The sequence below is a fragment of the Roseovarius sp. MMSF_3350 genome (assembly GCF_030733425.1).
Taxonomy (GTDB): domain Bacteria; phylum Pseudomonadota; class Alphaproteobacteria; order Rhodobacterales; family Rhodobacteraceae; genus Roseovarius.
Genome location: NZ_JASHIZ010000034.1, coordinates 1 through 10,368 on the forward strand (window position 1 = coordinate 1; position 10,368 = coordinate 10,368).

Below are 10,368 nucleotides of genomic sequence, written 5' to 3' on the forward strand. Positions count from 1 at the left end.
AAGCTGTTGCCGCTGCCAGCGCCGCTGCTGGGCGAGGGGGTGTGCAGCGATGGCGAAATATTGGAGGGGCTGGGGGTGACGGGGTATTTCCTGATGAACCACCTGGCGCCGGAGATGGGGCACAAGCCATTGCCCGAGGCGCGGGCGCGGCTGATCCGGCGGCTGGAGCAGGTTGCGGAGGGGTAAGGGGGGTGTTCGCGAGCGGGTCGCTCATGATCGACAAGAGCGCGTCGGTCTGCTTTGAGCCCTTGATTGCCACAGTCATTAAGCGCCCGCGCGGAACAAGGGCGAAGCCCGCCGCGCATCGCCGGGCCGTCCCGTCACGTCAGAGGCGTGCCGACTATAGTTGGCGCACCTTTGGTGCGACGGCACGGCGATTTGGCAGGTGACGTGCCACGCTCTCGGGTTGGATGTGCTTGGCAGGCATGAATTGCCCATACCCATCGTCGGTTCGCCGCACCACGGCCCGTCGATGCGCGTCTCCTTACCGTCAAGGATGACGTCCGCTTCGCCCCGCAGATCGGACATTCGTGCCGCCCGCAACAACTGTCGGGATTGAGCCCCTGCAAGGCATAACTGTCTCGCACCAAGCCGGTTAACAGCCGCGAAGCGGCCCGGCCATCGTCAGCCCCTCCCTTGGGCTGTCGATTTGGCGAGGCTGGGCGCACCGAACGTTCCGAGGATGTGTTTGGCAGGCATAAAGTGCTTCAGAATTGCCGTTGGGTCGCCACCCCGGGGGCTGACGCTCGCCTCCGTTGTGAACGGCAGCTGGGATCAGGCGGCGTTGGCGGTGGTCATGTCCTGCAATACCTCGGCAGCGATGCGGAAGGAATTGACCCGCGCGGCGTGGTCGTGGATCTGGCCAGTGAGGATGATCTCGTCGGGCTGGTAGCGGTCCTTGAGGACGCCAAGCTGGGCGCGCACGGTGGCAGGCGACCCGGTGGCGGAGACGCGCAGGGCGTGGTTCACGGCTTGCGTCATCTCGGGGCCGATGGCGGTCTCGATATCCTCGACCGGCGCGGGCAGCTTGCCGGGCTGGCCCGTGCGCAGGCGGGCGAAGGCCTGTTGCATGGAGGTGCGCAGGTAGGCGCCCTCGGCGTCGGTGTCGGCGGCGAAGACGTTGGCGGCGAGCATGAAATACGGCCGGTCGAGCTGGGCCGAGGGCTGAAAGCGCGTGCGGTAGATTTCCAGCGCCTGGTCGAGCGCGTCGGGCGCGAAATGCGAGGCGAAGGCGTAGGGCAGGCCCAGATGCGCGGCCAGTTGCGCGCCGTAGAGGCTGGAGCCGAGGATCCAGACCGGCACGTGGGTGCCCTGGCCGGGATGGGCCGAGACGGGGGCGGCGGGATCGGCATCGGCGAAATAGCCCATGAGTTCGACCACATCGTCGGGGAAGCGGTCGGTCTCGAGCCCGCGGCGCAGGGCGCGGGCCACGGCCATGTCGCCGCCGGGTGCCCGGCCGAGGCCAAGGTCGATGCGGCCGGGATGGATGGTGGCCAGCGTGCCGAACTGCTCGGCGATGGTGAGCGGCGCGTGATTGGGCAACATGACGCCGCCCGCGCCGATGCGCATGGTGGTCGTGGCCTCGGCGATATGGCCGATCAGGACAGAGGTGGCGGCGCTGGCGATGCCGGGCATGTTGTGATGCTCGGCCAGCCAGTAGCGGTGATAGCCCATCTTTTCGGCCACGATGGCCAGATCGCGGCTGTTGGAAATCGCGGTCGCGGTGTCATGGCCTTCGGGCACGGGAGCGAGATCGAGGACGGAATAGCGCATGGCGGGGCCTTTCATCTGTTGGCTGTCATTTGGGGATGCCGGGGCGCGAGGGCAACCGTTCGGCGGGTCAGCGGCATTGCGCCGAACGCCGTGTGCGGCCTAGGATTGGCGGATCGGACGGAGGGCAGGACGATGGCGGCGTACGTGATCGGGCAAATGGAGATCCACAGCCGGGACTGGATGGAGGCGTATTTCGCGAAGATCCCCGAGGTGGTGGCCGCGCATGACGGCAGGTTCCTGGTGCGAGGCGGCAACCCGGAGCGGATGGAGGGTGAGGGTGCGCTGCCCGATGCGGCGTTCGTCCTGGAGTTTCCCGACCGCGACCATGCGCGGGCCTTCTGGCAGTCGGACGCGTTCCAGGAGCTGGCAGTGTTGCTGCGGTCGGGGTCGGAGCTGAACGCGATCCTGGTCGATGGGCTGGGGTAACGCGCGCGGCCTCAGCCCTGTGCGGCCAGATGGCTGACCCTCGGGACGGATGGCAGCGGCGGATGCCTCCGGCGGGGATATCTGGAGCCAGAGGAAGAGGGGGATGGCCCGGGGGGCGAACGGCGTACTCTTGCCGTTGTGGGCCTCTGCCCCGGCGCGCCTCACTCGGCGGCGCGGAAGACCATTTCGCGGCCCTCTTGCGTGCTGAGGATCAGGGTGGTGTCGGTGACCTCGGCCAAGGACATGGCCCCGAGAGCATCGAGGAACGCGGTTTCCTGCGCCATCTCGGGGCAGGCGCGGCGGGTGGTGCCGATCTCGGCGGCCTCGAACCATGGGTAGGGTTGCAGCTGCGCGGCGAAGTAGCGGTTGCAGGGGGCCTCTCCGACGATCTTGCCTTCCTCGGGGAAGGTGATGGTGGCGCGGGCGTCGAAGGCGGTGCCGTCGATCTCGGTGAGCTGCCACGTCCTGCCCGTCGCGCCATGGCCCGAAAGGGTTTCGTCGCCGCTGCAATCGAGCAGCGAGACGACCAGCGGCAGGGTCAGGACCAGGCGCATCATCGCAGGGCCAGCACCAGGTCGACCAGCGAGCCGATGGCGCTGATATGGTCGGCGGGGCTGGCGTTGCCGAGCGACGTCATGCCGATGGCAGCGGCATAGAGGATGCGGGCCATTTCGGGGTTGTCGATGCCGATATCGGAGAGAAGCGATTGCAGCGCGGCCAGGCGGGCGTCGTCGACATCGTTGACCGCGGCGCGGGCGCTGTCGTCGGAATTGGCCCAGGCGCGCAGGGCCGGTTCGGTGGCGTCGGGCGCGGCGAAGGCCTGGGCGAGGTTGCGCAGGCGGGCCACGTCGGTGCCGCCGTCGTTCATCAGCTCGGGCAGGCGGGCGATGCAGTCGTCGCGCCATGCGGCGAGCAGGGCCTCGTGATAGGCCGGTACGTCACGGAAGTGCCAGTAGAAAGAGCCCTTGGAGACGCCCAGACGCACCGCAAGCGGTTCGGCCTTGAGTGCGGTCGGTCCCAGTTCGGACAGTGCATCCAGCCCGGCGGTGAGCCAGTCGCTTGATTTCAGCCGTGTGGAGGTGGACGCGCGTGCCATGCCATCGGGATACGCCTGCGCAGGGCGCAATGCAAGCGTTCCGCCGCGATGCAGCATGGACTTGCAAAGGACCGCCCGCGTGGCGGTCTGTCACAAAAGTTTTGCCGAACCGTCACAGAAGCTTCGGAGAGTGCAAGTAGGCCTGCCCCCGGGACATCAGGGGGCAAAAGCGTGCTTGAGATTACCAAGCTCACGAAGATTTTCGGCCGTCACAGGGCGGTCGACAGCATCACGTTCAACGTCGAGAAACCGGCGATGATCGGGATCATCGGCCGGTCCGGCGCGGGCAAGTCGACCTTGTTGCGGATGCTGAACCGGCTGACCGACGCCAGCGACGGCAGCATCGTGTTCGAGGGCCGGGACGTGACCGCCCTCAGGGGGGCCGAGAAGCGGGCTTGGCAGTCTGACTGCGCGATGATCTTCCAGCAATTCAACCTGGTGCCGCGGATGGACGTGGTCAGTAACGTGCTGCACGGCACGCTGAACCGCCGCTCGACCTTTGCCACCATGTTCAACCTTTATCCGCAGGCCGACATCTATCGCGCCATCGCCATCCTCGACCGGCTGGGCATCGCCGAGCACGCGCCGAAGCGGGCCGAGGCGCTGTCGGGCGGGCAGCAGCAGCGCGTGGCCATCGCGCGGGCGCTGATGCAGGAGCCCAGGATCGTGCTGGCCGACGAGCCGATTGCCAGCCTCGATCCGATGAATGCCAAGCTGGTGATGGACGACCTGCGTTGCATCCACGAGGAAGATGGCCGCACCGTCATCGCCAACCTGCACACGCTGGATACGGCGCGGAAATACTGTGACCGGGTGATCGGGATGCGCGACGGGCGGATGGTGTTCGACGGCACGCCCGAGCAGCTGACCACCGGCGTGGCGCGCGACATCTATGGCGCGGACGCGAGTTTTTCCGAGGCATCGACCTCGACCGCAATCGAGACGCCGGAGCGTGAGATTGCCTGACCCTGCGACCCTGAAATTCATCTGCACGCCGGTCACGGGGGCCGGCGGCAACAAACCCGACTGGAGGACCAAGATGAAGAAACTGATTGCTGCCCTTGCGGCCACCACCGCGATGACCGCGCCTGTCATGGCCCAGGAGATCGAGGAGTTCCGTATCGGTATCCTCGGCGGCGAGAATGCCCAGGACCGTCTGAGCTCGCATGAATGCCTGAAAAACTATACCGAGGAAGCGCTGGGCGTGGAAACCAAGCTGTTCGCGCCGGCCGATTATGCCGGTGTGATCCAGGGCCTGGTGGGCGGCACGCTGGACATGGCGTGGCTGGGTGCGTCGGGCTATGCCGCGACCTATCTGCAGGACCCCGAGGCGGTCGAGCCGGTGCTGGTGAAGATCAACCTCGATGGCTCGTATGGCTATCATTCGATCGGTTTTGCCCGCAAGGACAGCGGCATCACCAGCCTGGATGACATGGAAGGCAAGGTCTTTGGTTTCGGCGATCCGAACTCGACCTCCGGCTACCTGATCCCGTCGATCGAGATCCCGCAGGCGGGCGAAGAGATCACCATGGAATCGGGTGATTATTTCGGTGAAGTGAAGTTCACCGGTGGCCATGAGCAGACCATCGTCGCGGTGAACAACGGCGACATCGACGCCGGCGTGACCTGGGCCGACGGCCAGGGCAACTGGGAAGACGGGTACAACTCCGGCGCGCTGCGCAAGGCCGTGGATGCGGGCCTGGTCGACATGAACGACCTGGTGGAGATCTGGAAATCCAAGGCGATCCCGGAAGGCCCGATCGTGCTGCGCAAGTCGCTGCCCGCGGACGTGAAGGAGACGATGGTGGCGCTGGTCGACGGCATGTACGAAAACGACCGCGACTGCACCTATTCGATCTCGGCCGGTGAAAGCCTGGGCTTCGACCCGATCACGCATGACGCGTACCTGTCGATCATCGAGGCGCGCAAGTCCGCGTCGCAGTAAGCGACCGACGATACAGGTGGCGGGCCCCGAACGGGCCCGCCATTTGCATATTTCCCGAGAGGCTTCATGGCAGATGTGACCCAATCCGGCGGCGCGCCCCGGCTGAGCGACATGCAGGCGACCTATATGGCGCAGGTGTCCAAGCGGCGGCTTTATTCGGGGATCACGTTGCTGGTCTTCATCCTGCTGATGGTGTCGGGCTTTCGCCTGGCCGAGGCGCGCAATGGCGGGTCCTTCATCGGCGGGCTGGACAATTTCTTTGACTATCCCGGCGAGGTCGTGGCCGAGGCCGTGGAGAAGGCGGGCGAGTTGCCCGCGCATTTCGTGACGTTTTTCCCTGCGCTCTTGGAGACGGTGAACATCGCGGCCGTGAGCACGCTGGTGGGCGCGCTGGCGGCGGTCGTGCTGTCGCTTCTGTCGACGCGGGGACTGGCAAGGTTTCCGCGGCTGGTGCCGCTGTTCCGGCGGATCATGGACATCACCCGCGCGGTGCCCGAGATCGTGATCGCGCTGATCCTGATCTTCGTGCTGGGCGGCGGGCCGGTGCCGGCGATGATCGCCATCGCGTTCCACACCGCGGGGGCGCTGGGCAAGCTGTTCTCGGAAGTGAACGAGAACGCGTCGCTGAAGCCTTTGGAAGGGCTGGAATCGGTGGGCGCGACCTGGAGCCAGCGGATGATGCTGGGGGTGGTGCCGCAGGTGGCGCCGAACTGGTTGAGCTATGCGCTGATGCGGTTCGAGATCAATATCCGGGCCTCGGCGATCCTTGGTTTTGTCGGCGCGGGGGGGCTTGGGTACGAGCTGAAGAACGCGATCAGCTGGGGGCAGGGGCAGTATGACGAGGCGGCGGCGATGTTCCTGATGCTGTTTGCGACGATCATCCTTTTCGACCAGCTGTCGAGCCATTTCCGGGACCGGCTGGTGCACGGACGCAAGCTGGAGATGCACCGATGAGCGCGACGCCGATGAATAAAAGCATGAGCGATACCGATGCGCTGATGGCGCAGACAGCCACGCTGTTTCAGCGCAAGAGAATGGTGGCGTTTGGCGTGCCGGCGTTGATCCTGGCCTATTTCGTCTATGTCTTCTTTGCGTTCGACGTGCCGGGGCTGATGAGCCGCGCCAGCGCCGAGAACGCGCGGGCGCTGGTGGCGGATACCTACAGCTACAAGGTGCATGTGACGCGGGACAACCGCGACGGGGCCGTAGAGGTGGCCATCGAGGGCGAGCGGAAAGGCGAGTATCCCGAGGGGGAAAGCCCCGAATGGGTCGAAATGGGCCGGGACACGGTGATCGACCTTGGGGGCGGTCACGTGGTGGTCTTTGGCCCCGAGACGATCAGCTATGACGTGCCGGGATACGGGATGATCCGGGCGACGCCGAGCCGCAGCAAGGGCGTGGTGCAGGAGTTTCCGACGGACGATCTGCCGGCGTGGATCAACAGCTCCAAGAACCGGCTGGCGATCACGACCGAGGCGGGGCGGCTGTCTGTCACGCGAAACCGGTCGGAGGTGTTTCGCTATTTCACCGGCTGGGAGCTGTTTTTCTTCACGCTGGACAGCCCCTATCACGGGATGAGCGTGGGGCAGGTGGTGGGCCGGGCGCTCGGCGGTGAGGCGGGCGAGATCTGGGAGGATTTCTGGCACAACGAGATGTGGCGACACCGCGATGTGATGTGGGCCATTTTCGAGACCATCCTGATGGCGTTTTTGGGCACCATGGGGGCGGCGATCGTGGCGCTGCCCATCGCGTTCATGGCGGCGAAGAATTTCGCGCCGCTGAAGACGGTGCGGTTCGGGTTTCGGCGGCTGTTCGATTTTCTGCGGGGGGTCGATGCGCTGATCTGGACGATCGTGCTGACGCGCGCCTTCGGGCTGGGGCCGCTGACGGGCGCGCTGGCCATTTTGCTGACCGATACGGGATCGTTCGGGAAACTGTTTTCCGAGGCGCTGGAGAACGTGGACGACAAGCAGATCGAGGGTGTGCAGTCGACGGGGGCCAAGCCGGTGCAGCGCTACCGCTTCGGGGTGATCCCGCAGGTGACGCCGGTGCTGCTGAGCCAGGTGCTGTATTACCTTGAAAGCAACACGCGGTCGGCCACCATCATCGGGGCGATCACCGGAGGCGGGATCGGCCTGTTGCTGACGCAGGCGATCATCACCCAGAAGGACTGGGAAGAGGTGACCTATTACATCGTGCTGGTGGTCCTGATGGTGATCTTCATGGACTGGGTGTCGGGGATGCTGCGGCGGCGGCTGATCCAGTCGGATGATGCGGGGCACTAGGGCAGGATGCCGAAGCTGAGTGCCGACGCGCCGCTGATCCATCCCGAGTGCGAGATTACCGAGAGTGACTTCGGGGCTTTCTGCGAGGTCGGCCGGGGGAGCCGCGTGGCGCAGTCGGTGTTCGGGGATTATTCCTATTGCGACCGGATGTGCGATATCGCCAACGCGCAGGTGGGCAGGTTTTCCAATATCGCGAGCTTCGTGCGCGTGGGGGCCACGGATCATCCGCTGGACCGTGCGAGCTTGCACCATTTCATGTACCGGTCGGCGAGTTACTGGGACGATGCCGAGGATGACGCGGAATGGTTCGGCAGGCGCCGGGCGCGGCGGGCCGTCATAGGGCATGACACGTGGCTGGGGCACAACGCGCAAGTGAAGCCGGAGGTCACGGTGGGGCACGGGGCCGTGGTGGCCTCGGGCGCGGTGGTGACGCGGGACGTGGCGCCCTACACGATCGTGGCGGGCGTGCCGGCGGTCCCGGTGCGGGCCCGGCTGGCGCCGGAGGTGGCGGAGCGGGTGATGGCGCTGGGATGGTGGGATTGGTCGCATGACCGGCTGCGGGCGGCGCTGGAGGATTTCAGGCGGCTGGCGGCAGAGGCGTTCCTGGAGAAGTACGAGGGGTGAGGCGTTTGGTGGGTTGGAAACCCACCCTACGGGCGTCATCCGCGGGTCGCGCCAGAGAATGGCGGTGGAGTGTAGGCGCGGCATGTCCCGAACCAAAAGGACGGCCCGAAGGCCGCCCGGATTGGTCATCAAAAATGCTTGGTTTGTTCGGGGACAAGTGAACGCGGCCTGTATGGCCGAGTCGTGCAACAGGGATGTGTCGGTTGGGTGAAGGCTGGGTGACAGTCTATTCCGCTGCCATCGCCAGCTTGGTTCCGGCGCCGAAAAAGCGTGTGGCGGCCTCGCCCGCGAGATGCGTGATGCGGCCGGCACAGATGGTGGCCTCGACCTGGCGGGTCGCTTCGTTCACCACCACGAGGTCGGCGCGGCGGCCATGGTCGATCTCGCCCCGGTCGGGCAGGCGCATGATGCGGGCCGGGTTGCTGCTGATCAGGGCCCAGGCGGCGGGCAGCGTGCGCAGGCCCTTGTCGACCAGCGCGAAGGCGGCGCGGGCGAGCGACGGGTAGTGGTAGTCCGAGACGAGCGCGTCGCAATGGCCCGCCTCGATCAGGTCCTCGGCGGCGGCGTTGCCGGCCTGCGAGCCGCCGCGCACCACGTTGGGGGCGCCCATCAGCACGGGGTCGCCCACGGCATTGGCCAGCCGCGCGGCGGCGCGGGTGATCGGAAATTCGCAGATCTTGGCGCCGATCATCGCGTAGGTCTCGCGGGTTTCGGCGTCGGGGTCGTCATGGCTGCCGTAAAGGATGCCGCGGCGATCGAAGGACTCGGCCAGGCGGCAGAGGAAGCGCGGAACAAACGTGGCGTTCTTCTTGGCCGCGCGCAGGGCATCGAGGTGCTGTTGCGGGGACCGACGGGCCTCTTCGGCCCAGCGGGCCAGTGTGGCGGGGCGGGTCTGGGCCGCCTGAAGCGCGTCGTCGAGGTGGTTGTTGAAGACCACATAGTCGATCTGATGCGCGTCGATCAGGGCCAGCAGGCGGTCGGCGCTGTCGGTGAGATGCGTCTCGCAGCGGATCTGGATGCGCAGGTCGGTGAGCAGCCGGGGGCGGGCGGTGGCGAGGGCCAGCGCCAGCGCCTCGGCCTGTTCGGGGGCCCGGTGGCCGCCTTCCCAGGACCAGCTTTGCGCCAGCCACGCGGTGGTGATGCCGTTGGAGGCCGCGTCACGGTCGGTGGCGGCCAGAGCGTCGGTCAGCGGAAAAGGGGCCGAGGGGCGGGGGGCGATGTGACGCTCGAACGCGTCGCCGTGCAGGTCGATAATGCCGGGCAGAACGAGATAGCCCGAAAGGTCGACCTCGGGCAGGGGGCCCTTGCCGATCCGGCCCTGCTGCACCACCACCGAGCGGCGTTGCAGTTCGCCGTCGCGCAGGACGCGTGCGCCGGTCAGGCGCATGTCGCAGGGTTTCGGGGCCATTGGACTGCTCTCGTTCGTTTCGCCCCAGGGTAGCGCGGGTTTGTATCGTGGGAGTGACAAAGGGTTAATCCCTCACGTCTTTTTCCGTGGCGGTTTCGGGCAGGGCGTCGCCGAGGGTGAGCGTGACCTGGTCGCCCGAGAACCAGGTGCGGCCGTATTCCAGCGGCTGGCCATCGGGGTCGACGTTGAGCGAAACGGTGCGCAGGACGGGCGCGCCTTCGCGGATCTGAAGTTGGCCGGCCTGGGTGGGGGAGGCCAGGCGTGCCGCGACCCGCGTCCAGGCGCGGGTGTAGTCGGGCACGCCGATTGCGCGGAGGCTGTCGGTGATCGAGTTGTGCCGGCGCAGGGCGTCGGGCAGGGCGGGCAGGCGGTTGGCGGGAAAGACCGAGCGGAAGAGCGCGAGGGGCTGGTCGTCGGCCAGCGACAGCCCGTCATAGGAATGGACGAGGTCGCCAGGGGCAAGGGCCAGCGCCTCGGCCTCGGCCGCGTCGGCGGCGCGGGTCTCGATCAGGTGGGCGCGGCGCGAGGGCAGGCGGCCGGCGGCGCGGAGGTTGGTCTGGAACCGCACGCGCGTCCCCAAAGGGTAATCGGTGGGTTTTTGAGCGACAAAAACGCCCGCACCGCGGCGCGGGAAGACGGTGCCGGCCTCGGCCATGTCGGCAAGCGCGCGCCGGACGGTGTGGCGGTTGACGCCGAAGCGGCGGGCAAGCTCGGCTTCGGTGGGCAGCTTGTCGCCGGGGGCGTAGCGCCCTGCCGCGATGTCGTCCGTCAGCGTGCCGAGGATGGATTTCCAGACCGGGGTGCGGGGGGC

11 protein-coding genes and 1 pseudogene are annotated in these 10,368 nt (G+C 66.8%); 7 read left to right on the plus strand and 5 right to left on the minus strand.

The features are described from left to right. Positions 1-186, plus strand: a pseudogene (locus RBB31_RS20220) (DNA repair protein RecO); the annotation flags it as partial. A gap of 588 nt (positions 187-774) precedes the next feature. On the opposite strand, the gene RBB31_RS20225 reads toward RBB31_RS20220, so the two are convergent. Next, a complete protein-coding gene (locus tag RBB31_RS20225; RefSeq protein WP_306131061.1) occupies positions 775-1,773 on the minus strand; it encodes an LLM class flavin-dependent oxidoreductase in 999 nt (332 codons plus the stop codon). Between the two features lie 132 nt (positions 1,774-1,905). Between RBB31_RS20225 and RBB31_RS20230 the strand changes: the two genes are divergently transcribed. Then, on the plus strand, positions 1,906-2,199 hold the full coding sequence (locus RBB31_RS20230) for a DUF1330 domain-containing protein (RefSeq protein ID WP_306131062.1): 294 nt from the start codon (positions 1,906-1,908) through the stop codon (positions 2,197-2,199). Positions 2,200-2,360: 161 nt separating this feature from the next. Here RBB31_RS20230 and RBB31_RS20235 read toward each other — a convergent pair whose 3' ends face one another. Then, entirely contained in the window at positions 2,361-2,756 is a 396-nt protein-coding gene (locus RBB31_RS20235) for an META domain-containing protein (RefSeq protein WP_371931354.1), read from the minus strand. Further along, a complete protein-coding gene (locus RBB31_RS20240; RefSeq protein WP_306131063.1) occupies positions 2,753-3,295 on the minus strand; it encodes a TetR/AcrR family transcriptional regulator in 543 nt (180 codons plus the stop codon). Before RBB31_RS20240 ends, RBB31_RS20235 begins: the two co-directional genes overlap by 4 nt. 171 nt (positions 3,296-3,466) lie before the next feature. Here RBB31_RS20240 and phnC point away from each other — a divergent pair, with 171 nt between their 5' ends. From phnC to RBB31_RS20265, 5 genes are all read left to right on the plus strand, one after another. Beyond that, positions 3,467-4,261 (plus strand): phosphonate ABC transporter ATP-binding protein, encoded by a 795-nt coding sequence (gene phnC, locus RBB31_RS20245; protein WP_306131064.1) that lies wholly within the window; start codon positions 3,467-3,469, stop codon positions 4,259-4,261. 73 nt (positions 4,262-4,334) lie between these two features. After that, positions 4,335-5,240, plus strand: a complete 906-nt coding sequence (gene phnD, locus RBB31_RS20250) for a phosphonate ABC transporter substrate-binding protein (RefSeq protein WP_306131071.1) — start codon at positions 4,335-4,337, stop codon at positions 5,238-5,240. A gap of 66 nt (positions 5,241-5,306) precedes the next feature. Continuing rightward, positions 5,307-6,194: a phosphonate ABC transporter, permease protein PhnE gene (gene phnE / locus RBB31_RS20255; RefSeq protein ID WP_306131065.1), complete on the plus strand. Its 888-nt coding sequence runs from the start codon at positions 5,307-5,309 to the stop codon at positions 6,192-6,194. A 23-nt stretch (positions 6,195-6,217) separates the two neighbouring features. Further along, positions 6,218-7,525: a phosphonate ABC transporter, permease protein PhnE gene (phnE, locus tag RBB31_RS20260; protein ID WP_306131066.1), complete on the plus strand. Its 1,308-nt coding sequence runs from the start codon at positions 6,218-6,220 to the stop codon at positions 7,523-7,525. Between the two features lie 6 nt (positions 7,526-7,531). Further along, positions 7,532-8,149: a chloramphenicol acetyltransferase gene (locus RBB31_RS20265; protein ID WP_306131067.1), complete on the plus strand. Its 618-nt coding sequence runs from the start codon at positions 7,532-7,534 to the stop codon at positions 8,147-8,149. 226 nt (positions 8,150-8,375) lie between these two features. On the opposite strand, the gene RBB31_RS20270 is transcribed toward RBB31_RS20265, so the two are convergent. Together RBB31_RS20270 and phnF are read right to left on the minus strand one after the other, a co-directional pair. After that, positions 8,376-9,557: an alpha-D-ribose 1-methylphosphonate 5-triphosphate diphosphatase gene (locus RBB31_RS20270; RefSeq protein ID WP_306131068.1), complete on the minus strand. Its 1,182-nt coding sequence runs from the start codon at positions 9,555-9,557 to the stop codon at positions 8,376-8,378. A 64-nt stretch (positions 9,558-9,621) separates the two neighbouring features. Continuing rightward, on the minus strand, positions 9,622-10,368 hold a 747-nt coding region (gene phnF, locus RBB31_RS20275), incomplete at its 5' end, for a phosphonate metabolism transcriptional regulator PhnF (RefSeq protein WP_306131069.1).